The sequence below is a fragment of the Streptomyces lanatus genome (genome assembly GCF_014655715.1).
Classification (GTDB): Bacteria; Actinomycetota; Actinomycetes; order Streptomycetales; family Streptomycetaceae; genus Streptomyces; species Streptomyces lanatus.
The window spans coordinates 38603-58961 of record NZ_BNBM01000030.1; the positions used below are offsets into that span (position 1 = coordinate 38603).

Genomic DNA, 20359 nt, shown 5'->3' on the forward strand with positions numbered 1-20359 from the left:
TTTGTCAGGTCCGACTTGACCTGAAGTCAGGGGAATTGTCCCCACATTCCCGACCGGTCGTGCCCGGATTTCTCGTCCGATTGACCTGTTGCAGACGGCAGTTGGGCAGATACATTCAGCCGCGGTCGACGCGTTCCGGCGCACGCCCCCGACCGATGGGGGGTGAGGTCTGACCCGGATCCGCGAAGTGTGGATCTGTGCAAGGGCCAGTAATAGGGGAGTTAGGCATGGCTCAGGGCACCGTCAAGTGGTTCAACGCGGAGAAGGGGTACGGCTTCATCGCGGTCGACGGTGGTGCGGATGTTTTCGTCCACTACAGCGCGATCCAGATGGACGGGTACCGCACCCTGGAGGAAGGCCAGCGGGTCGATTTCGAGATCTCGCAGGGTCAGAAGGGGCCTCAGGCGGACATGGTCCGGCTGGCGGCCGGCTGAAGCACGCGTCGACTAACAGCAGCGACGTTCTTCTTCGAAGGGCCCGCACCTCCCGGGGTGCGGGCCCTTCGCCGTGCCCGGACGCGGGGGTTCGATCCCCGAGAGCCGCTTGCGCCCGCCCGTCGCCCGACCGCCACCCCTCATCGAGCGCTCGCTTCGCGAGCGCGCCTTGCACTCTCATGGGTCGAGTGCTAATCATTGGCGTTAGCACTCTGAAGGTGAGAGTGACAAAGAAGGACCGGGTCGGTGAGGCCCGCAGGCCGGGTGGGGCAAGGAACCACAAGGCATGTGAGCCGTCCGTCGCGGGCGCGGGCGCGGTCCGAAGGAATCACCCCCAGTCCTGGAGGGACCACTTCACATGGCCAAGATCATCGCGTTCGACGAGGAGGCGCGGCGCGGCCTCGAGCGCGGCATGAACCAGCTCGCGGACGCCGTGAAGGTGACGCTCGGCCCCAAGGGTCGCAACGTCGTCCTCGAGAAGAAGTGGGGCGCCCCCACGATCACCAACGATGGTGTCTCCATCGCCAAGGAGATCGAGCTCGAGGACCCGTACGAGAAGATCGGCGCCGAGCTGGTCAAGGAAGTCGCCAAGAAGACGGACGACGTCGCCGGTGACGGTACGACCACCGCGACCGTTCTCGCCCAGGCCCTGGTCAAGGAAGGCCTGCGCAACGTAGCCGCCGGCGCCAACCCGATGGCCCTCAAGCGCGGCATCGAGCGTGCCGTCGAGGCCGTCTCCGCCGCCCTGCTCGAGCAGGCCAAGGATGTCGAGACCAAGGAGCAGATCGCCTCCACGGCCTCCATCTCCGCCGCCGACACCCAGATCGGCGAGCTCATCGCCGAGGCCATGGACAAGGTCGGCAAGGAAGGCGTCATCACCGTCGAGGAGTCCCAGACCTTCGGTCTGGAGCTGGAGCTCACCGAGGGTATGCGCTTCGACAAGGGCTACATCTCGGCGTACTTCGCCACCGACATGGAGCGTATGGAGGCGTCGCTCGACGACCCGTACATCCTGATCGCCAACTCCAAGATCTCCTCGGTCAAGGACCTGCTCCCGCTCCTGGAGAAGGTCATGCAGTCGGGCAAGCCGCTGCTGATCATCGCCGAGGACGTCGAGGGCGAGGCCCTGTCGACCCTGGTCGTCAACAAGATCCGCGGCACCTTCAAGTCCGTCGCGGTCAAGGCCCCGGGCTTCGGTGACCGCCGCAAGGCGATGCTGAACGACATCGCCATCCTCACCGGCGGCGAGGTCATCTCCGAGGAGGTCGGTCTCAAGCTGGAGAACACCTCCCTCGACCTGCTGGGCCGCGCCCGCAAGGTGGTCATCACCAAGGACGAGACCACCATCGTCGACGGCGCCGGCTCCACGGAGCAGGTGCAGGGTCGCGTGAACCAGATCCGCGCCGAGATCGAGAACAGCGACTCGGACTACGACCGCGAGAAGCTCCAGGAGCGCCTGGCGAAGCTCGCGGGCGGCGTGGCCGTCATCAAGGCCGGTGCCGCGACGGAGGTCGAGCTCAAGGAGCGCAAGCACCGCATCGAGGACGCCGTTCGCAACGCGAAGGCGGCCGTCGAGGAGGGCATCGTCGCCGGTGGTGGCGTGGCCCTGCTCCAGGCCTCCGGTGTCTTCGAGAAGCTGGAGTTGGAGGGTGACGAGGCGACCGGCGCTGCCGCCGTCAAGCTCGCCCTTGAGGCTCCGCTGAAGCAGATCGCCGTCAACGCCGGCCTTGAGGGTGGCGTCGTGGTGGAGAAGGTCCGCAACCTCACCCCGGGTCACGGCCTCAACGCCGCGACCGGTGAGTACGTCGACCTGGTCGCCGAGGGCATCATCGACCCGGCGAAGGTGACGCGTTCCGCGCTGCAGAACGCCGCGTCGATCGCTGCGCTGTTCCTCACGACCGAGGCTGTTATCGCCGACAAGCCGGAGAAGGCCGCCGCGCCTGCCGGTGGCGGTATGCCGGGTGGTGACATGGACTTCTGATCTGCCTGAGGGTTGATCAACGTCCTTACTGAGGGCGGTGCCTGCTGTTGCGAGATTCGCGACAGGGGGTGCCGCCCTCGGTGCGTTCGCGGGTGCGGGTGAGTGGGGGCTGGTCGCGCAGTTCCCCGCGCCCCTTAAGTACGTGCACTGGACCCCTCTCAAAACCGATCTCCCCTCCCGGGAATGCGCGACCTCACACGCACCGTTGCTTCATGAGGTGCAACAATGCGTGCGCACATACCGCTCGGTATAGACCGTCGTCCCTTTCCCAGGAGCTCTCCCTATGACCGTCACCCAGCCCGCCGCCGCCTCCCGTGCGGCGCAGATTCTGTCCCGGCCTACCTCGATCAATGGCCTCACCGTTCCCAACCGCATCGTGATGGCGCCGATGACGCGGATGTTCTCGCCGGGCGGGGTGCCCGGGGAGGACGTGGTGTCGTACTACTCGCGGCGGGCCGGGGCCGGGGTGGGGCTTGTCGTCACCGAGGGGACGTATGTCGGGCATGAGTCGGCCGGGCAGAGCGACCGGGTGCCGCGGTTCCACGGGGAGGAGCAGCTGGCCGGGTGGGCGAAGGTCGCGGACGCCGTGCATGCCGCGGGTGGGGCGATCGTGCCGCAGTTGTGGCACATCGGCATGGTGCGTCAGCAGGGGCAGCCGCCCTTCGCCGAGGCCCCGGCCGTGGGGCCCTCGGGGCTGCGGATCGGTGCGGACGAGGCCACCGGCCGGGCCATGACCCGGGCCGACCTGGACGATGTCATCGGCGCCTTCGCCGAGGCCGCCGCGGACGCCGAGCGGATCGGGTTCGACGGTGTGGAGATCCACGGTGCGCACGGGTATCTGGTGGACCAGTTCCTGTGGGAGGGGACCAACCGGCGTACGGACGCGTACGGCGGTGACCCCGTCGCCCGTACCAAGTTCGGCGCCGAGATCGTCGCCGCTGTGAGGGAGAAGGTCTCCGCCGACTTCCCCGTCATCTTCCGTTACTCGCAGTGGAAGCAGGAGGCCTACGACGCCCGTCTCGCCGAGAGCCCGCAGGAGCTGGAGGCCATCCTCGCCCCGCTCGCCGCGGCCGGTGTCGACGCCTTCCACGCCTCCACCCGTCGCTACTGGGTCCCGGAGTTCGACGGCTCCGACCTCAACCTCGCGGGCTGGACGAAGAAGCTGACCGGCAAGCCCACCATCACGGTCGGCTCGGTCGGTCTGGACGGGGAGTTCCTTGGGGCGTTCGTCGGGCAGGGTTCCGCGCTGAAGGGCATCGACGATCTGCTGGACCGGCTGGAGGCCGAGGAGTTCGACTTCGTCGCCGTCGGGCGGGCGCTGCTGCAGGACCCGGAGTGGGCCGCGAAGGTGCTGGACGGGCGGTTCGGTGAGCTGGCGGCGTATGACGCGGCTTCGCTGAAGACGCTGAGCTGACGGTCGGTCCCTAGGGTCACCCCCTCTCCGGGGGGTGACCTGCGTCGCTTGAGTAAGTCAATCAACTGACTTAAGGTTGCCTGGGTCAATCAGACACCCTTCACCTTGCTCGAGCGCCGACGGAGGCTCCCGCCCATGTCCCACCCCCCATCGCCTAGGTCGAACGCCGTGGTGGCGGTGCTGGCCTTCGCCGGGATCGTCGTCTCGCTGATGCAGACGCTGGTCATCCCGATCGTCCCGGAGCTGCCGAAGCTGCTGGACGCCCCGGCGTCCGACACCGCGTGGGCGGTGACCGCGACGCTGCTGGCCGCGGCCGTCGCGACGCCGGTGATGGGGCGGCTCGGTGACATGTACGGCAAGCGGCGGATGCTGCTGGTCAGTGTGGTGCTGCTGGTGACGGGGTCCGTCGTCTGTGCCCTCAGTGACACGCTGGTGCCGATGATCGTCGGGCGGGTGCTCCAGGGGCTGGCCTCCGGTGTCATCCCGCTCGGCATCAGCATCATGCGTGATGAGCTGCCCGCCGAGCGCCTCGGCTCCGCCACCGCCCTGATGAGCGCCTCCCTCGGTATCGGCGGTGCGCTCGGGCTGCCCGCCGCCGCGCTGATCGCGGACAACTTCGACTGGCACGTCCTGTTCTGGACGTCGGCCGGTATGGGTGTCGTGGCGCTGGGGTGTGTGCTGCTGTTCGTGCCCGAGTCGAAGGTGCGTACCGGCGGACGCTTCGATCTCGTCGGCGGCATGGGCATGGCGGCCGGGCTGGTGTGTCTGCTGCTGGGGATCAGCAAGGGTGCCGACTGGGGCTGGACGAGTGGTACGACGCTCGGGCTGTTCGTCGCGGCCGTCGTGATCCTGCTGGCCTGGGGGTGGTGGGAGCTGCGGACCGAGCAGCCGCTGGTCGATCTGCGGACGACCGCCCGCCGTCAGGTGCTGGTCACCAATCTCGCCTCGATCGCGGTCGGCTTCGCCATGTTCGCGATGAGCCTGGTCATCCCGCAGCTCCTCCAGCTCCCCGCCCAGACCGGCTACGGCCTCGGCAAGTCGATGCTGGTCGCGGGTCTGTGTATGGCGCCCTCGGGGCTGGTCATGATGGCGACGGCCCCGGTCTCGGCGGCGATCTCGCGCGCGAAGGGTCCCAAGGTGACGCTGATGATCGGCGTGCTGATCGTCGCCGCGGGCTACGGCCTCAACATCGTCCTGATGTCGGAGGTCTGGCACTTCATCCTGGTCGCCTGCATCATCGGCGCCGGTGTCGGCTTCGGCTACGGCTCGATGCCCGCCCTCATCATGAGTGCCGTGCCCGCGTCGGAGACGGCCGCCGCGAACAGCCTCAACACGCTGATGCGCTCTCTCGGTACGTCCACCGCGAGCGCCGTCGCCGGTGTGATCCTCGCCCAGATGACGACGAACCTCGGCGGCTACGCCCTCCCGTCCGAGAACGCCTTCAAGGTGGTCCTCGCGGTCGGCGCCGGGGCGGCCCTGCTGGCGTTCGTCGTGGCGTCGTTCATTCCGCGGCAGGGGTCGCCCGTCACGGACGGGCCTGTGGCGCAGGCGGCGGAACCCGCGGGCGCCACCGCCAAGTAGCGGCTGACGCCTACAGGTTGCCCAGCGGCTCGATGTCGACCTTCACCGGTGTGCCCCACACCCGCAGCACCTCGTAGTCGGTGAACTCGTGCACCAGCCGGTAGGCCATGGCCGGGCGCGGTCCGCGGCGCTGGGCGGCGAGATACAGCTCGGCCTCCCGGCGGTCGCGGCGCGGTGTGCCGCACAGCTGCCACTCCTGGCCGTTCCACAGCTCCGGCAGCCAGCGCTGCTGGGGCTGTGGACGGTCGCCGCGCACGCCGTAGCGGGAGGGGACGGGGTGCTCGGGGGAGTAGGGGGCGGCGGGGCCGTTGAACTCGGCGCGGCGGGCCGCCCGGCGGCGGGTCTCGCAGAGCAGACAGAGGTCGGGGGCGGCGGTGTCGACCGGGCCGTTCGGGTGCTCCGGGCAGCGGGTGGTGGGGGCGGCGCCCGTGACGCTCTCGTCGAGAAGGTCCAGGGCGCGGCGCAGGTCGGCCTTGACCTCGTGGAGTCTGGCGTCCGGGGTGTCGGCGGTCAGCGCTTCGCCGTGCTCGCCGAGCAGACGGAGAGCACGGCCGAGGGCGGTCAGCTGGGCGTGGTTCATGGGGTGGCTCCGAAATCCGGGAGTTCGACCCAGTGGTCCGGTGGGCCGAGTATCGCTCGGGCGTCGGTCGGGCGCAGACCGGCGTACGCGAGCGAGTAGGCGACTGCCTGGTTGCAGTAGACGTACGAGAACAGGACCTCCTCCGGACCGTCGTCCACGTCCGGGTCGCCGCCCGGGTGCAGGTCCGAGCCTTCGCAGACGCCGTCCCGGTGGATGCTGCCCTGGTTGCCGCTCTTGGGGTTGGCGTACAGGCCGTAGCAGACGGTGCCCGCGGACAGGCGGGTGAGGATGCCGGACCTCGCGGGGCCGTATCCCCACGGCTGCGTGACGACACAGCCGCCCGGCACCGTCGTCACGCCGACGAGCCGCAGGGTCTCGTCCATGTCGTAGTCGTACGGATCCTCCAGTACGCCGGCCATCAGCTCGGCGTCGGCCGGTGTCGCCTCCAGGCGGCGTATCGCCTCCTCGGCGTCGATACCAGCCACGCACGCCAGCCCCAGGCCTTCGTAGTAGATGTCGCCGAGGGCTGCGATGAGTCGGCGGCCCTCGTCCGCCACCGCACGCTCGGCCTCCGTCAGACCGGCGGTCTGAACCCCGGGCAGACCGGGCTCCGGTCCGGCAAGGCTCAGCCGCCCCGGCGTCCACCCGCCGTGCCCCGTCCACCCCAGGTCGGCTCCGGCGGCGGCCAGCACTCGCGCGTTCTCCGAGCGGCCCGCCACCACCGCCTCCCACAACGCCGTGGTCCCGCCCTCCAACGCGTCCACGTCCGCCACCCGCCGCGCCAGTTCCGCGACGACCTCCGGCGAGCCGAACACCGCCGCCCGGTGCAGGGGCCGCGAGCTTCCGCCGGCCCACCTCTCCGGATCGGCCCCCGCGTCGAGACGCCGCTTCACGTCTGCGTGATCCCGCCAGCCCAGATAGTCCATGCCCGCCCAGGCGCCGGCGTCCCTGCCCGTCATCCCCTGCCCCCTCCAGCCCGCCGTCTCTCCCTACTCACACCATCGCAGACAGCACTGACAACGGGCGGCGGGCCGTGGGGGTTCGTCAGCCCATGCTCTTCGCGCCGTCCAGGGCCTCGCGGATGATGTCGGCGTGACCGCTGTGCTGGGCGGTCTCGGCGACGATGTGCAGCAGCACCCTGCGGGCCGACCACCGCGCACTCGGCTCGAACCACGGGGCCTTCGGCAGCGGGTGCGAGGCATTGAGGTCGGGCAGGCTCTCGACCAACTTGTCTGTCCGCGCCGCCACTTCCTCGTACGCCGCGAGTACGCCGGCGAGTGTCTCGCCGGGCAGCATCTTGAAGTCGTCGGCCCGCTTCGCGAAGTCCTTCTCGGTCATCGCGGTGAAGTCGGGCATCGCGGACGGGCCCCGCTCGATGAACTCCGCCCAACCCCGCTCCACCGACGTGACGTGTTTGATCAGTCCGCCGAGACACAGCTCACTGGCCGTGGTCCGCTGCCCCACCTGCTCGTCGGTGAGGTCACGGGTGGTGAAGCGCAGGAAGTGGCGCTGCTTGGAGAGCGCCTCCAGGAGGTCGGCGCGCTCGTCGATGACGGTGGTGTTGTTCTTCGTGGTCTCGTTCATGAGGCCCACGGTAGGAACTGATTAGGTCAGATCCTGACCGCATCGATGAACGCCGCCCATGTTGATGCTCGGAAGATGAGTTTCGGACCGTGGGGGTTCTTGGAGTCGCGGACGGGAACGAGGGTGGGGTGGCCGTCGGCGACTTCGAGGCAGTCGTTGCCGCCAGCGCTGTACGTCGACTTGCGCCAGGTGGCCGTGCTCAGGTCGTAGTTAGGGGTTTTCCTCATGGTCGTAATCCTGCGCCAAGGCCTCAATCAGGGCCAGGGACTTCTCCCGCGAGAGTGCGCAGGCCACGAGGAGATCGAACCTGAACCTTTGTTGGGCGACCGTGGCCGGGTCGTCCTCCAGCCGTCCGGTGCCGGGCCCCTCGTAGTAGACCAGCGGAGGAGCGTCCTCGAACTCCATTAGTTTCAGGGCGCCTTGAATCGCCGGGTGCGCTCCCTCGCTGAGCGGCACCACCTGCACGATTGCCCGGTTCCTGCGGGCCAGATCGGCGATGTGGCGCAGGGCCTCCGCCATCACCGTCCGGCCGCCGGTCTCCCGGCGCAACGCCGCCTCGTCGAGCACCGTCCACAACACGGGCTTTGTTGGGTGGTCGAGCAGACGGATGCGCTCCATCCTGCCTTCCGTCCACTCCTCGATGGTCTCTTCCGTGGCGGTCGGGTCGTACGCGCGGTTCACGGCTCGTGCGTACGCCGGGGTCTGGAGCAGACCGGGGATGAGCAGCGGCGCGTACTGTCTGATCGCCGCAGCCTGCGCTTCGGCCTCCGCCGCCTCCGCGAAGTGGTCCTCATACTTCGACTTCGCTGCCGCCCCGCAGTTCCGCTCGAAGAACCCGTCCGTTTCCAGCACCTTGTCGATCAGCGGGGCCATGTCGGGCCGCAAACGCCGTGTGCCGGACTCCAGTTGGCCGACGAACGTGCCGCTCACGAACAGTTTCAGGCCCAAGGCCGCTTGGCTCAGACCCTTCTTCTCGCGGGCGTGACGTAATTCCGCGCCAAGCATGGCGCGCGGCGATGACGACGGATCAAGGTCCTTCGGTCCCGGCATGGCGGCTCCCGGTTGAACATCGCAGCTGTTGGTGCTCCCCGTCTGGCCAGGTTAGAGCCGTGACCGCCACGCTGTGTTGTGAATCGCAAACTATGCGTAGAGAGGTGAGTTGAGCGTGCGGTCGACTCAAGAAGTCGTGGCGTCCCTGCGAGAGGCGCTGAGTGACGTGGGTGTCGTGCTGCCGTCCCTGGGCGTGGACCCGGTCACCGGGGCCAGTAAGGACCCGTACGCCTTGGTCCAGTTGGGCCGGTGCAACGTACGGACGGCCGAGCGGTTGGTCGCGGCGTTGCGTGGGGAGGCGATGGAGCCGGAGGGGAGACTGCCGCGTTAGCCCTGCTATTTGCCCGGGAGGAGCGCCAGGGCCTCGGTCATGCGTTTCCAGCCGCCTGTCACGGTCCCTCCGATGGCCGCGCCGAGCGCGATGAGGACTGCTTGGGGGAATGCCGGCAGGCCGAGGGGGCGGGCGGCGGTCCAGGCGGCGAGCCCTCCGCCGGCGATGGCCGTGATCACCAGCACCATGTGGGCCGACTCCATACGGGCGTTGCGGGTGAGGGACACCGGCTCGACCCCCTCCAGTTCCTCCTCGGGGAGAAGGCTGCCGACCCGGCCCTCGGCGTACCGTTCGCCGATCGTCACGAGTTTGCGGGCGAGTTCCGGGAGCGCGGTGTCCGGGGCGATGTCCAGCCGGTACAGGTCGTTCCGGAGGGCACCGGCGACTTGGGCGGCATGCCGGCGGGCGGCAGTGTGCCGTACGGAGTAGGCGGACATGGTGCGGCGGGTGCGGCTCGCGCGCAGCAGCCATCGCTCTATCTGGCGGTGCAGGCGGTCGAGTTCGCGCAGCTGCTTCGGCCTCTCGGCGTCGGTGGCGGCGTGGGCGCCGGCGCAGACGATGACCGCGGTGGTGGTCAGCTGGATCAGCCGGTTGCGGGTGGTGGCGCCGCCCGCCGGGGTCCGGTCCATCACCGCGATCATCGCCGAGCCCGCCACCACCATGGTCAAGATGGCCGCACCCACGGAGCCCACCGGGGCGTACGCCGGGGCCGTGCCGTGCAGCCAACGGCCCACCGCGGCTGCCGAGGCGAACGAACCGATGGCGATGAGGCACAACACCACTGACCACAGGGAATCGACGAGTGTCTCCTTTACCGTTTCCCTGATCACCGTTCGGGTCAGCGGGGCTTCCGCGGGCTCGACGAGGGACAGGCGGTCGAGCGACGTATCGAAGGCGGCGAGTTTCTGGGCCGCCGCTTCTCTCCGCCGTTGTACCTCCGCGCGTGCCCAGTCTTCCGCCATGGGATCGGACAAGGCAGCCACCTCCCGAGCCGTCGTCAGCCGTTCAGTCGCTCGTACTGTTCCCGCGTCAGCCGTACGGCATCCGCCGCCACGTTCTCCTCCAGGTGCGCCACGCTCCCCGTGCCCGGGATCGGGACGATCACCGGGGAGTGGGCGAGGAGCCAGGCGAGGGCGACCTGGGTGGGTGTGGCGTCGAGTTCCTTGGCGATCGCGGCGATGTCCGCGGACCGTCCGCCCGACTGGCCCGCTGCCGCCGGCCGCCAGGGCAGGAAGGCGATCCGGGCCTCCTCGCACGCGGTCAGTACGGGCTCGTGCTCGCGGTCGAGGATGTTGTAGCGGTTCTGGACGCTGGCGATGTCCACGACGGCGCGGGCGGCGGCGAGTTCGTCGACGGTGACCTCGGAGAGGCCGATGTGGCGGATCTTGCCCTCGGCGCGCAGGTCGCGGAGGGCGCCGAGCTGGTCGGGGAGGGGGACGTCCGGGTCGAGGCGGTGGAGCTGGAGCAGGTCGATGTGGTCGAGGCGGAGGCGGAGCAGGGCCTCGTCGACCTGGGCGCGGAGGTCGGCGGGGTCGCCCGCGTGGCGCCAGCCCTCGCCGGTGGTGGTGTGGCGGATGCCGACCTTCGTGGCCAGTACGAGGTCGGCCGGGTACGGGTGCAGGGCCTCGGCGAGGAGATCCTCGTTGGCGCCCCAGCCGTAGAGGTGGGCGGTGTCGATGAGGGTGACGCCGAGTTCGACGGCGCGCCGGGCGACCGCGACGCACCTGGTGCGGTTCTCGGCGGTCTCCGGCCGCAGATGCATCGCCCCGAAGCCGAGGCGTCGTACGTCCAGTTCGCCGCCGATGCGGTACGTCGTGCCCGGTGCCGTCATGTGGTCACGCTAACAGGGGAGTTGAGCCGGGGCCTTTCCTGTAGGAGTACGGCCGTGAGGCCCGCCGCGACGGTCAGAGCCGAGGCCCAGAGCCAGCGGGACGCGTGCCATGACTCGCCGTACGGCACGGCGAACAGCTGCTCCCGGGCGGGGCTCAGGGCGAGGGCGAGGGGCAGCAGGACGCTGCCCGGCGCGGCCAGGGCGCTGCCGCGTTCCCCGCCGGAGCGGCGCAGGCCGAGCGCGGACAGCAGGATCGTGGCCGTGGCCAACGCGGCTGCCTCCAGGGCCAGTCCGGGCAGCGGCAGCGCGATCCGGTCGTACGGGTGCATCGCGGCCCGGAGTAAGAGTGCGCACGTCGTCCAGGTCATGGCCGACGGCACGCACACCAGCGCCAGCCGCAGCAGCCGCCGTACCGTCGCCGGGAACGGCACTGTCGCGGTCGTGTCGGCCGCCGGGTCGTCCAGCGCGAACGCGACGGGGAAGACGCACAGCACCGCCGCCACGCGCAGCAGCAGGGCGGCGTCGCCCGGTGCGAGGTGGGTGGAGAGCGCGAGCGGGAGGACGGCGACCGCCAGGGGCGTGGCCGTGCCCAGTGCCATCGGTGTCCGGGGCGTGAGGCGGAGCAGGTGCGGTACCAAGGCGGTGGTCAGCGGGCCGCGCACAGGGTGCCCTCCGAAGCCTGCTCGGCGTTCGCGGGCGCCGATACGCCCAGCAGCCGCGCGGCTCGTTCGGTGCTCGTACGGTCGTCCGTGAGGGCGGGCCAGGACGACTTCAGGCGGTCGCCGACCTCGGCCGTGGGCCGGTCGAGCAGGTCGAGGACGACCCGGACCTCGGGGTCGCTGACGGACAGGGCCTGGGACGACTCCAGCGTGGTGAGCGTGACGCCGCCGAAGCTGCGCCGGTCCAGGGAGCGCAGGGCGTCGGCTGTCTCCGGGGTCGCCTGCGCCGCGAGCCAGAGCACCGTCACGGCGCGGGCCCGGCACAGCATCGATCCGGTCGGTGCGCCTTCCCGGCCGGGGCCGGAGACCACGCGGTCGGCGAACCGCACCGCGAAGGACAGCATTTCGCCGCCGCCGATGTCGTCCGTGCCCCACCCGGTGCCGACGGTGACGGCACCGGGTGTGCGGTGCCGGGTGTCGTCCTGCGCCCACGCCTGAAGCGGCGGCGTGGCCGATACGCCCTCGCCGCCACCGGCGAGGAAGAGCCGTTGGCGTACCGCGTACGGACCGGTCCGCTCGGCGGCCGGAACTCTCCCGAGGATGCCGTCGGTGACCCGCCGCCAGTCCTCGGCGCGGTTCAGGAACTCGGGGAACGCGCAGAACGTGACCTGCCCGGCGACCCGGCAGCGCTGCCGGTCTCCCGGGTGCCGCTCGGCGTCCGCACGGCGGGCGGCGAGGTCGTCGGGAAGCGGGCGGTACTGCACGGCGCCGGTCACGACGGCCGTGGCGACCAGCAGGACCAGGGCCGCTCGTGCCGGGAGCGGGCGCGCTCCGGAGCGGAGCAGGGCCAGCAGGACCAGTACGCCGGTCACGGCGGCCAGATAGGCGAGATGGGTCAGCGCCGGGCGGTGCATCAGACCGGCGGGCAGCGGTGCCGCGAACTCGCTCTCCACGCCGACCGGGCCCACCCACTTCATGCCGCGTGCGCCCAGCGCGCTGCTCAGGACCAGAGCGCCGAGGAACAGCACCGCGAAGGGGCCCGCCGTGGCCGACGGCGTGAAGCGGGCGAGCGCCACCCCGGCACAGCCGGCGAGGAGGACCACTACCGGGCCGGTGACGAGTTCGACCGGCGACGGGCTGCCCACGGCGGTCGGCGCCGTCGCGGCGTAGAGGATCCGGGCCCCCGTCAGCACGGCGGCCACCAATGCCGGCGGGACGGCGGCGGCGAGGTGGGCGAGCGTCCTGCGCCACAAGGGCAGCGCGAGCACCTCGCACAGCGGCTGTGCGCCGTGCCGGTGCATCCGGGTGGCCGCGAGGTTCGTCCCGATCAGCGCACCCACGGCCGGGAGGAGCAGCGTCACCTGGGTGTAGCGGTCCTCGTCCTGGAGCACCGGGTACTGGCCGCTCCATCCCTCGCTCCACGCCTCGTACGCCCAGAGCGCGGCATACAGCAACACGGCGACCAGGAACGCCGGATGCCGCAGCGCCCGCGCCGACTCGACGCGTGCCATGGCCCTGGCGCTCATGCCGCGTCCGCCGGTGTCCGGTCGCCGTCACCGTCGCCGTTACGGTCGCCATCACCGTCGCCGTCGAGGAGCAGGAGGTAGCCGTCCTCGATGGTCGGCTCGACCAGTGACGCGCCCGTCGGCGGGACGCCGATGTTGCGGAACGTGCCGACGCCGGTGCGCCAGGCGGCGAGGGCGCCGGGTGCGCGTTCGCCGCTGCTCCAGACCCGGCCCCGGGCCAGCAGGGCGAGTTCGGCCGGGGTGCCCTGGAACCTCACGGTGCCGTGGTCGAGTACGACGACCTTGTGGCAGAGGGCCGCCACGTCCTCCGTCTGATGCGTCGACAGCAGCACGGTCCTGCCCTCGCCGAGTCCGGCGATGAGTTCACGGAAGCGCAGCCGCTGCTCGGGGTCGAGCCCCACGGTCGGCTCGTCGAGGATCAGCAGCTCCGGGTCGCCGACGATGGCGGCCGCAAGGCCGACACGCTGCCGCATACCGCCGGACAGCTTCCGGATACGTCGGCCGCGGTCGGCGGTCAGACCGACCTCCGCCAGCACCCTGCGGGCCTCGGTGCGCCGGGCCTGACGGTCGCTGATCTCCTTGAGGATGCCGACGTAGTCGATGAAGTCGTACGCGGTGAAGTGGGAGGGCAGCCCCGGGTTCTGCGGGAGGTAGCCGAGGCGTCGGCGCAGGGCCTGCCTGCCGGTGGGTGTGAGGGGGTCGAGGCCCAGGACGGACAGCGTGCCCGTGTCCGGGGTGCTCGCCGTGGCCAGGGTGCGGAGCAGGGTGGTCTTGCCTGCGCCGTTGGGCCCCAGCAGGCCGGTCACTCCCCGCCCCAGGGACAGGGACACTTCGCGGAGTGCCGTGCGGCGTCCGTAGCGCACGCCGACGCGGTCCAATCCGACCTGCTGTGCCGCGGAACGTTCCTCGGATTCCATTACGCCAGTCCCCTTCTGTCGAATCCGTCGCGCAGCACGATGAGCGCGCCGACGCCCAGCAAGGTCACGGCCGCCATGCCCAGTTGCGTCCCCGGGAGGAGCAGGCGGGTCGCCGCGGGCAGGGCCGTGTTGTAGGTGGCGACGAGCCAGCCGGCCCAGGCCGCGAGCGTCAAGGTGATGGCCGGCAGGGCGTCCATGCGACTCGACAGGGCGAGGCAGACCGCCGTCAGCATGAGCGACGGGACGAGCCAGCCGAGCGTGTACGGGAACGGCAGCGGCAGGCCCACGGCACCCGCGGCGCTCAGCACCAGACTCAGCACCTGCACCGCGGCCGCCCGCAGCAGCACGACGCGGAAACCGCCCAGCGGCGAGACCGCCAGCCATACGTACGCCGGGTCGAAGCGCCGCCCGGTGACCGCGACGACGCCGATGGCCGACAGGGCCGGTACCAGCGCGAAGAACAGCAGGGGCGCCGAGGCCGACTCGCTCCAGCGCGCGGCGGCCACGGTCAGCAGGACCAGCAGGGCGGCGCCGCCCCACCAGGACCAGCGCAGCGCGGGCATCGCGGCACACAGCCGGGCGGCGTCCTCCGGGACTCCCAGGCGCAGCGCGCAGCGTTCCAGCTGGCTCCGTGTCGGTTCGTCGGTGGCGAGGTCGATCCGCTCCCACAGGGAGGACAACTCCGCCTCGTCCGCGAGGAGGGGGGACAGCCGCGCACGGCACTCGGCGCACCGGTCCACATGGGCCTCGACGAGGTCCCTGGACTCGGGGGAGAGCGGCCGGGTGGCGTAGGCCTGGAGCAGGCCCGTGTTGAGATGCCGCCCCGGATCCCCCGCCGTTTCGTCGTACGTCCTCACAGCGCCCGCCTCCCTCTTCCTCTTCCCGTTCCTGTCAGTCGTTCCTTGAGCAGCCTTCTGGCCCGGGAGGCACGGGACTTGACCGTTCCGGCGGGGATGCTCAGGCGCTCGGCGGTCTCCTGGACCGTCAGTCCTTCGAGCGCCGTGGCCCGGACGACGGCCCTGAGATCGGCGGGCAGGAACTCCACGGCGGCCAGCGCGCCGTCGCCCAGCTCCGCCATGAGCTCGTCCTCCGCGGAGACCGCGTGGCGTCCCGGCAGGCCCGCGAGGCGGCGCAGGAGGCGGCCCCGCCGTTCCTGCGCCCGCTGCGCGTCGATCAGCCGACGCAGCCCGACGCGCCACAACCACCCGCTGACGTTGCCGACTTGGCCGAGAGGTCCGGTGCTCCGGCGTCGCTCACGCCGCCGCCAGACCTCCACGAAGACGTCCTGGACGACCTCGTCCACGAGGACGGAATCGGCGCACCGTTGCCGCAACCGCCCCCTGAGCCAGGGCGCGAACCGGCGGAACAGCTCCTCGAACGCGGCCCTGTCCCCCTCGGCCACCGCGTCCAGGAGCTCGGCATCGCTCCGCGCACCCCGTCGTTCGGACATCACACCCCCTCGTCGAATCGAGGGCGGTGCCCGGTTCACCCGTGGAGTGTGACCTGCGTCATATGGTCAGGTCCCGGCCGCACTCAGCGCCATCCGGAGATGACCGTCCGCCGCCGCCAGAAGCGCGTTCGCCGTGGCCCCGTCCACATCGGCCAGCACGATCAGGATCGCCGTCTTCACCTCGCCGCCCGCCTCGGTCAGGGCGTGCTCGATGGCGGCGTCGTCCGCGCCGGTGGCGAGGGCGACGATACGGCGGGAGCGGGCGCGCAGCTTGTCGTTGGAGGCGCGGACGTCGACCATGAGGTTCCCGTAGGTCTTGCCGAGCCGGATCATCGTGATCGTCGACAGCATGTTGAGGACGATCTTCTGCGCGGTGCCGGCCTTGAGCCGGGTCGAGCCGGTCAGCAGCTCGGGGCCCACGACGATCTCGATGCCGTGCTCGGCGGCGGAGGCGAGGGCGCTGCCCGGATTGCAGGACAGCCCGATCGTCAACGCGCCCTGCGCACAGGCGTGTTCGACCGCGCCGATCGCGTACGGGGTGCGGCCCGAGGCCGAGATGCCGACCACCGAGTCGGCGGGCGTGAGCGCGAGGGCGTCCAGGTCGGCGCGGGCGAGGTCCGCCGAGTCCTCGGCACCCTCGACCGAGGTGACCATCGCGTCCGGGCCGCCCGCGATGAGGCCGACGACCTGGGTGGGGGTCGTGTTGAAGGTGGGCGGACATTCGGAGGCGTCGAGGACACCGAGGCGGCCGGCGGTGCCTGCACCGGCGTAGATCAGCCGCCCACCGCGTGCCATGCGCTCGGCGATGGCGTCGATGGCGGCGGCGATGTCGGGGAGGCGCGAGGCCACGGCGGCGGGTACGGAGGCATCCTCGCCGTTCATGAGCCGGGCGATGTCGAGGGTGGGGAGCTGATCGATCTCGGCGAGCTCGGGCCGGAAGGCCTCGGTGGGGAGGGAGTCGAGCTGGGCGCGGAGGTCGCGGGGGGTGGATGCGGAGGTCATGAGGCAGACGGCTCTTTCGGAGTTTCCAGTGCGGTGACGTACCTCTACTAACGACGATGCCGATGCGCCAGCGCCTCGTAGCTCGCGGCCAGCGCGGGCGCCGCCGTCTCATAGGTCCGCTGCGCCACCCCCACGAACAGGCAGTCCACCACCAGCAACTGACTGGTCCGGGACGACATCGCCGCCGGCCGCAGCTCGCTCTCCCGCGCCGTGGACGTCGTAAGGATGTGATCGGCGTACTGGGTCACCGCCCCGTCCGGCCGCCCGGTGATGGCGACGGTCGTCGCCCCGTGCTCGAAGGCGACCCGCAAGGGCTCGATGACGTCACCGGTCGACCCGGAGTGGGTGATGGCGATGGCCACGTCACCGGCGCGCAGCTGCACCGCGTTCGTCACGGCGAGATGCGGATCGCTGTGGGCATGGGCTATCAGCCCGATCCGCAACAGTTTCTGGACGAGGTCCTGCGCGACGAGCCCGGACGCCCCCACCCCGTACACATCGATCCGGCGGGCCCCGGCGGCGGCCGTCACCGCCGCGCCCAGCTGGACCGTGTCGAGTCCGGCCGCCGTGTCCGCGAGGGTCTGCTGCTCGTCGTACGCGAGTTTCGCCACGACGTCCGCGATGGGATCGTCCACCGCGATGTCGGTGGTGATGGCCGGTGCGCGGCCCGACTGCTGCTGGGCGGCGAGGCCGGCGAGGGCGAGGCGGAGGTCGCGGTAGCCGGGGTAGCCGAGGAGGCGGGCGGTGCGTACGACCGTGGCCTCGCTGGTGCCGGTGAGTTCGGCGAGGCCGGTGACGGTGAGGGCCGCGCAGCCCGCGGGGTCGTTCGCGACCGCTTCGGCGACGCGCTGCATGGAGCGGGTCATCGACGGGGCGAGGGTGCGCACCTTGGCGGCGAGGGCGGCGGGCGCGGGAGCCCGGTCGAAAGTTTCCTTCAGTTCGTTGGGCACACTTGAAAGGTATTTTCAGACCGGGGTGTGGTCAAGAGTGCGCACAATAGGAGCATGGAAGCCGTCACTCCGCTGGAACAGGCGCTGCACACCGCCCGCGCCCTCGTGCTCGCCGACCTGGTCGCGGGCGAGGTCGCCGAGGCGGACGTCGTGTCGTTGGTCGAGGAGGCGGTCGTACAGCGGCGCTGGTGGGTGGAGCAGTGGCCGGACGGCGTGGCGTATGTGGCGGGGCTGGTCGCCCAGGACGTACAGGACGCGCTGCTGGACCGGTACGGCCGCTGGCCGCTGTGCCCGGTGTGCGGCGGCGGCGACCCGCACGCGCTGGAGGTCGAGCCGGAACTGGGGCCCGATCCGCACTGGGTGTGCCACCAGGCGGGCGTGAAGGTCGCGGCGCTGGGCTCGCTGGGGCCGGCCGGCACGGGCGGGACGCCGTCCTCGTGATCTACATCGACCCGCCGACCTGGCCGGGCCACGGCCGGATGTGGTCCCACCTCGTGAGCGATGTCTCGTACGACGAACTGCACCTGTTCGCCGAGGAGTTGGGCGTGCCACGGCGGGCGTTCGAGCGCGACCACTACGACATCCCCTCGCACCGGTACGCCGACGCGGTGCGCGCCGGCGCGGTGGAGGTCAGCAGCCGTGAGGTGGTGCGGTTGTTGCAGGGGGCGGGGTTGCGACGGCCGAAGGGGCGGGCCTGGGGCTGACGCCCCTTCGGCGACGGTCGCTTTATGCGAACTGGCCGGGCTGGTAGGAGCCGGCCGGCTGCTGGACGATGACGTTCATCCGGTTGAAGGCGTTGATCAGCGCGATCAGGGTCACCAGCGCGCCGAGCTGCTCCTCGTCGTAGTGCTTGGCGGCGTTCTCCCAGACGTCGTCCGGTACGCCGCCGGCCGCGTCGGCGATACGGGTGCCCGCCTCCGTCAGGTCCAGCGCGGCGCGCTCGGCGTCGGTGAAGACGGTGGCCTCGCGCCAGGCGGCGACCATATTGAGGCGGACGGCGTCCTCGCCCGCGGCGATGGCGTCCTTGAAATGCATGTCGGTGCAGAAGCCGCAGCCGTTGATCTGGCTGGCACGCAGCGTCACCATGTTCTGCGTCGAGACGGGCAGCGGCGAGTCATGGACCACCTTGCCCGCCGAGGCGACGTGCTTCACGGCCTTGCCGACGGTCGGGTTCTCAAGGAGGTTGATCCGGGCGGCGCTCATGGCGAACTCCTCGGTCGTGGGTACTTCGTGGGTACACAGCTATGACGGAGGGGCTCGGCACGATGTGACGTGACGGGAATGTGACCTGGGTCACCGGCGGACGTACAGCCTCAGCGTCCGCTCCATCTCCTGCTCCTCATGGGCGGTGCGCTCCTCCTCGACGCTCGCCCGTATGTACCCCGCGCGGGTGGCGACGGCCTGTGAGGCGAGGTTGTCCTCATGGATGGCCGCGACGAGAAGCCGTACGTCGTCCCTGGTCAGGGAGTGGTCCGACAGGGCGCGCAGACCCTCGGCGGCATAGCCGTGGCCGCGCGCGGCCACGGTGAGGTCGTAGCCGACCTCGGCATGGCCCTCCTCGTCCGGTACGCCGTGGAAGCCCATGCCGCCGATCGCGCGCCCGTCCTCCCGCCGCACCAGGACGAACAGTCCCCACTCGGGCCGGTGCGTCCCGTCCTCGTACGCCTTGACGACCATCCCCGCGGCGTCACGGGTGCCCTGGAAGGGCCCGCCGTCGACCCACTCGAAGCCGCCGTCGCCGCCGGTGTGGAGGTCGGTGGCGGCGGCGGGGGTGACGCCCTGGAGGGTGAGGCGGTCGGTGGGGATGACGATGTTGTTGTTCCAGCGCCACTCGGTGACCGGCGGACGGCCGGGGAGGTCGGCGCGGCCGGTGGCCCACAGGAGGGTGCGCCAGTGGTCGGGACCGGGCTTGACGTGGGGGAAGATCGTCGTCAGCACGAACTGGGGGAGTACGGCGGGCGGTTCGTACGTCAGCCCCAGCCCCTCGGCGATGTCGTGCGTGTGCAGCAGCACCTCGGCGATGCCCATCGCGGCGAAGCCCTCACGGTTCGCGCTGCGGAACGGGTACGGGTGGAAGGCGCGCACATCGGGTGGCGTGGTGCGGAGGGTGGTGGCGAACAGGACACCGGTCGTCTCGATGACATGGATGATGCCCTGGTTGTCGGTGCCGTCGTCGAGGGTGATCTCGAAGGGGACGTAGTCGTCCTGGGCGCGGCCCGCGAGCTGGCCGGCGTAGGCGATGAGGTCCTCGGCGATGTGGAACGCCGTCTTGTGACAGCTCCAGTCCAGCCGCCCGGCCTTCGCCCCTTCCCAGTCCAGGTCCGCCGCCGTACGCAGCATCGCCGCGCAGCTCGCCACGGCGTCGGTCGCGTGTTCCCCACCCATGTGTCGCATGGGGGCAGGCTACGGCTGCCGTCGCTTTCAGAGCGACAGCATTTCCAGCTCGGCGGCGAGGTTGTAGCGGGCGGTGGCCTCCCACTCCTTGCGGCCGTGCGGGGTGCGGAACAGGGTCGGCAGGGCGAGGAGTTGGCGCAGGATCGCGGCACGGCCCTCGCGGAAGGCGTCGTTCGGCACGAAGTGGTACTCCTCGCGTACGGCGACCGTGTACGCGGCGTACGCGGCGGGCGGGGCGGCGAGGATCGCGAGGTCGGCGTCGCAGAGGACCTCGCCGTCGCGGTCGTCGGGCGCCGGGTCATGGGTGACGGTGAGCCGCACGAGCCGGGCGACCTCGGCGGTGCGCCCCGCGGGGACGCCGGCTTCGGGGAGGGCGCGCTCGGCGAGGCGGGCGGAGCGTTCCTCGTTCTCGGAGCGGTCGGGGAGATATACGGCGTCGTGGAACCAGGCGGCGAGGCGCACCGCCATGACGTCGTCCGCGTGCTCCTCCAGGGTGTCGATGTGCCCCAGGACCGCCGCCAGGTGCTCGACGGTGTGGTAGTGCCGCTGCGGCTCCGACCAGCGGCGGAGCAGGGCCTCCCCGTACCGCTCGGGGGCGATGGCGCAGGAGTCGTCGTCGCGCGCGGCGAGCAGGGTGCGGAGCCAGCGGGACCGGAGGTCGTCGAGGTCAGCCAT

The 20359-nt window shown here is 71.0% G+C and carries 23 protein-coding genes and 1 pseudogene; 7 read left to right on the top strand and 17 right to left on the bottom strand.

Annotated elements, in window-relative coordinates; all coding sequences use genetic code 11:
* The first annotated feature begins 227 nt into the window (after positions 1-227).
* The 4 genes from IE325_RS44450 (at position 228) to IE325_RS44465 (ending at position 5410) form a co-directional block, all read left to right on the top strand.
* The gene (locus IE325_RS44450) at positions 228-434 is read left to right on the top strand and encodes a cold-shock protein (protein ID WP_016436693.1); all 207 of its coding nucleotides are present in this window, start codon (positions 228-230) and stop codon (positions 432-434) included.
* 358 nt (positions 435-792) lie between these two features.
* Positions 793-2415, top strand: a complete 1623-nt coding sequence (groL, locus tag IE325_RS44455) for a chaperonin GroEL (RefSeq protein ID WP_190075919.1) — start codon at positions 793-795, stop codon at positions 2413-2415.
* Between the two features lie 283 nt (positions 2416-2698).
* On the top strand, positions 2699-3829 hold the full coding sequence (locus IE325_RS44460; protein ID WP_190075920.1) for an NADH:flavin oxidoreductase: 1131 nt from the start codon (positions 2699-2701) through the stop codon (positions 3827-3829).
* A 135-nt stretch (positions 3830-3964) separates the two neighbouring features.
* Entirely contained in the window at positions 3965-5410 is a 1446-nt protein-coding gene (locus tag IE325_RS44465; RefSeq protein WP_190075921.1) for an MFS transporter, read from the top strand.
* 10 nt (positions 5411-5420) lie between these two features.
* On the opposite strand, the gene IE325_RS44470 is transcribed toward IE325_RS44465, so the two are convergent.
* The 5 genes from IE325_RS44470 to IE325_RS44490 all read right to left on the bottom strand — a co-directional run bounded on the left by IE325_RS44470 (position 5421) and on the right by IE325_RS44490 (position 8624).
* Positions 5421-5990 carry a hypothetical protein gene (locus IE325_RS44470; RefSeq protein WP_190075922.1) on the bottom strand — a complete coding sequence of 190 codons (570 nt, stop codon included), beginning with the start codon at positions 5988-5990 and terminating at the stop codon, positions 5421-5423.
* Positions 5987-6949 carry a DUF6461 domain-containing protein gene (locus tag IE325_RS44475; protein ID WP_190075923.1) on the bottom strand — a complete coding sequence of 321 codons (963 nt, stop codon included), beginning with the start codon at positions 6947-6949 and terminating at the stop codon, positions 5987-5989. The genes IE325_RS44470 and IE325_RS44475 overlap by 4 nt, the downstream gene beginning before the upstream one ends.
* Before the next feature lie 85 nt (positions 6950-7034).
* Positions 7035-7574 carry a DinB family protein gene (locus IE325_RS44480; RefSeq protein ID WP_190075924.1) on the bottom strand — a complete coding sequence of 180 codons (540 nt, stop codon included), beginning with the start codon at positions 7572-7574 and terminating at the stop codon, positions 7035-7037.
* A 26-nt stretch (positions 7575-7600) separates the two neighbouring features.
* The gene (locus tag IE325_RS44485) at positions 7601-7801 is read right to left on the bottom strand and encodes a DUF397 domain-containing protein (protein WP_190075925.1); all 201 of its coding nucleotides are present in this window, start codon (positions 7799-7801) and stop codon (positions 7601-7603) included.
* Positions 7785-8624 (bottom strand): helix-turn-helix domain-containing protein, encoded by an 840-nt coding sequence (locus tag IE325_RS44490; protein ID WP_190075926.1) that lies wholly within the window; start codon positions 8622-8624, stop codon positions 7785-7787. Before IE325_RS44490 ends, IE325_RS44485 begins: the two co-directional genes overlap by 17 nt.
* Before the next feature lie 115 nt (positions 8625-8739).
* Here IE325_RS44490 and IE325_RS44495 point away from each other — a divergent pair.
* A pseudogene (locus IE325_RS44495) lies at positions 8740-8922 on the top strand (hypothetical protein); the annotation flags it as partial.
* A 38-nt stretch (positions 8923-8960) separates the two neighbouring features.
* Here IE325_RS44495 and IE325_RS44500 read toward each other — a convergent pair.
* From IE325_RS44500 to IE325_RS44540, 9 genes are all read right to left on the bottom strand, one after another.
* Entirely contained in the window at positions 8961-9929 is a 969-nt protein-coding gene (locus IE325_RS44500) for a hypothetical protein (protein WP_190075928.1), read from the bottom strand.
* 23 nt (positions 9930-9952) lie between these two features.
* The gene (locus IE325_RS44505; protein ID WP_190075929.1) at positions 9953-10786 is read right to left on the bottom strand and encodes an aldo/keto reductase; all 834 of its coding nucleotides are present in this window, start codon (positions 10784-10786) and stop codon (positions 9953-9955) included.
* Positions 10783-11385, bottom strand: a complete 603-nt coding sequence (locus IE325_RS44510) for a hypothetical protein (RefSeq protein WP_190075930.1) — start codon at positions 11383-11385, stop codon at positions 10783-10785. Before IE325_RS44510 ends, IE325_RS44505 begins: the two co-directional genes overlap by 4 nt.
* A 47-nt stretch (positions 11386-11432) precedes the next feature.
* The gene (locus tag IE325_RS44515) at positions 11433-12971 is read right to left on the bottom strand and encodes a hypothetical protein (RefSeq protein WP_190075931.1); all 1539 of its coding nucleotides are present in this window, start codon (positions 12969-12971) and stop codon (positions 11433-11435) included.
* Entirely contained in the window at positions 12968-13888 is a 921-nt protein-coding gene (locus IE325_RS44520; RefSeq protein ID WP_190075932.1) for an ABC transporter ATP-binding protein, read from the bottom strand. Before IE325_RS44520 ends, IE325_RS44515 begins: the two co-directional genes overlap by 4 nt.
* Positions 13888-14745 carry an anti-sigma factor family protein gene (locus tag IE325_RS44525; RefSeq protein ID WP_190075933.1) on the bottom strand — a complete coding sequence of 286 codons (858 nt, stop codon included), beginning with the start codon at positions 14743-14745 and terminating at the stop codon, positions 13888-13890. Before IE325_RS44525 ends, IE325_RS44520 begins: the two co-directional genes overlap by 1 nt.
* A complete protein-coding gene (locus tag IE325_RS44530) occupies positions 14742-15338 on the bottom strand; it encodes an RNA polymerase sigma factor (protein ID WP_190075934.1) in 597 nt (198 codons plus the stop codon). The genes IE325_RS44525 and IE325_RS44530 overlap by 4 nt, the downstream gene beginning before the upstream one ends.
* Positions 15339-15404: 66 nt before the next feature.
* On the bottom strand, positions 15405-16340 hold the full coding sequence (gene murQ, locus IE325_RS44535) for an N-acetylmuramic acid 6-phosphate etherase (protein ID WP_190075935.1): 936 nt from the start codon (positions 16338-16340) through the stop codon (positions 15405-15407).
* Between the two features lie 47 nt (positions 16341-16387).
* The gene (locus IE325_RS44540) at positions 16388-17290 is read right to left on the bottom strand and encodes a MurR/RpiR family transcriptional regulator (protein ID WP_190075936.1); all 903 of its coding nucleotides are present in this window, start codon (positions 17288-17290) and stop codon (positions 16388-16390) included.
* Positions 17291-17344: 54 nt separating this feature from the next.
* Between IE325_RS44540 and IE325_RS44545 the strand changes: the two genes are divergently transcribed.
* Both IE325_RS44545 and IE325_RS44550 read left to right on the top strand, forming a co-directional pair.
* Positions 17345-17731: a DUF8819 family protein gene (locus IE325_RS44545; protein WP_190075937.1), complete on the top strand. Its 387-nt coding sequence runs from the start codon at positions 17345-17347 to the stop codon at positions 17729-17731.
* Positions 17728-17994, top strand: coding sequence for a DUF4031 domain-containing protein (locus IE325_RS44550; protein ID WP_268256406.1), 267 nt, complete (start codon positions 17728-17730; stop codon positions 17992-17994). The genes IE325_RS44545 and IE325_RS44550 overlap by 4 nt, the downstream gene beginning before the upstream one ends.
* A gap of 22 nt (positions 17995-18016) precedes the next feature.
* Here IE325_RS44550 and IE325_RS44555 read toward each other — a convergent pair whose 3' ends face one another.
* The 3 genes from IE325_RS44555 to IE325_RS44565 form a co-directional block, all read right to left on the bottom strand.
* Entirely contained in the window at positions 18017-18493 is a 477-nt protein-coding gene (locus IE325_RS44555) for a carboxymuconolactone decarboxylase family protein (protein WP_190075938.1), read from the bottom strand.
* A 90-nt stretch (positions 18494-18583) separates the two neighbouring features.
* Positions 18584-19684, bottom strand: coding sequence for a GNAT family N-acetyltransferase (locus IE325_RS44560; protein ID WP_190075939.1), 1101 nt, complete (start codon positions 19682-19684; stop codon positions 18584-18586).
* A 27-nt stretch (positions 19685-19711) separates the two neighbouring features.
* On the bottom strand, positions 19712-20359 hold the full coding sequence (locus IE325_RS44565; protein WP_190075940.1) for an HD domain-containing protein: 648 nt from the start codon (positions 20357-20359) through the stop codon (positions 19712-19714).

What these genes read in the sequence shown, in the direction of transcription:
- IE325_RS44450 (WP_016436693.1), top strand. Translation starts at nt 228, where the DNA reads ATGGCTCAGGGCACCGTCAAGTGGTTCAACGCGGAGAAGGGGTACGGC.
- groL (WP_190075919.1), top strand. Translation starts at nt 793, where the DNA reads ATGGCCAAGATCATCGCGTTCGACGAGGAGGCGCGGCGCGGCCTCGAG.
- IE325_RS44460 (WP_190075920.1), top strand. Translation starts at nt 2,699, where the DNA reads ATGACCGTCACCCAGCCCGCCGCCGCCTCCCGTGCGGCGCAGATTCTG.
- IE325_RS44465 (WP_190075921.1), top strand. Translation starts at nt 3,965, where the DNA reads ATGTCCCACCCCCCATCGCCTAGGTCGAACGCCGTGGTGGCGGTGCTG.
- IE325_RS44470 (WP_190075922.1), bottom strand. Translation starts at nt 5,990, where the DNA reads ATGAACCACGCCCAGCTGACCGCCCTCGGCCGTGCTCTCCGTCTGCTC.
- IE325_RS44475 (WP_190075923.1), bottom strand. Translation starts at nt 6,949, where the DNA reads ATGACGGGCAGGGACGCCGGCGCCTGGGCGGGCATGGACTATCTGGGC.
- IE325_RS44480 (WP_190075924.1), bottom strand. Translation starts at nt 7,574, where the DNA reads ATGAACGAGACCACGAAGAACAACACCACCGTCATCGACGAGCGCGCC.
- IE325_RS44485 (WP_190075925.1), bottom strand. Translation starts at nt 7,801, where the DNA reads ATGAGGAAAACCCCTAACTACGACCTGAGCACGGCCACCTGGCGCAAG.
- IE325_RS44490 (WP_190075926.1), bottom strand. Translation starts at nt 8,624, where the DNA reads ATGCCGGGACCGAAGGACCTTGATCCGTCGTCATCGCCGCGCGCCATG.
- IE325_RS44505 (WP_190075929.1), bottom strand. Translation starts at nt 10,786, where the DNA reads ATGACGGCACCGGGCACGACGTACCGCATCGGCGGCGAACTGGACGTA.
- IE325_RS44510 (WP_190075930.1), bottom strand. Translation starts at nt 11,385, where the DNA reads ATGGCACTGGGCACGGCCACGCCCCTGGCGGTCGCCGTCCTCCCGCTC.
- IE325_RS44515 (WP_190075931.1), bottom strand. Translation starts at nt 12,971, where the DNA reads ATGAGCGCCAGGGCCATGGCACGCGTCGAGTCGGCGCGGGCGCTGCGG.
- IE325_RS44520 (WP_190075932.1), bottom strand. Translation starts at nt 13,888, where the DNA reads ATGGAATCCGAGGAACGTTCCGCGGCACAGCAGGTCGGATTGGACCGC.
- IE325_RS44530 (WP_190075934.1), bottom strand. Translation starts at nt 15,338, where the DNA reads ATGTCCGAACGACGGGGTGCGCGGAGCGATGCCGAGCTCCTGGACGCG.
- murQ (WP_190075935.1), bottom strand. Translation starts at nt 16,340, where the DNA reads ATGACCTCCGCATCCACCCCCCGCGACCTCCGCGCCCAGCTCGACTCC.
- IE325_RS44545 (WP_190075937.1), top strand. Translation starts at nt 17,345, where the DNA reads ATGGAAGCCGTCACTCCGCTGGAACAGGCGCTGCACACCGCCCGCGCC.
- IE325_RS44555 (WP_190075938.1), bottom strand. Translation starts at nt 18,493, where the DNA reads ATGAGCGCCGCCCGGATCAACCTCCTTGAGAACCCGACCGTCGGCAAG.
- IE325_RS44560 (WP_190075939.1), bottom strand. Translation starts at nt 19,684, where the DNA reads ATGCGACACATGGGTGGGGAACACGCGACCGACGCCGTGGCGAGCTGC.
- IE325_RS44565 (WP_190075940.1), bottom strand. Translation starts at nt 20,359, where the DNA reads ATGGCTGACCTCGACGACCTCCGGTCCCGCTGGCTCCGCACCCTGCTC.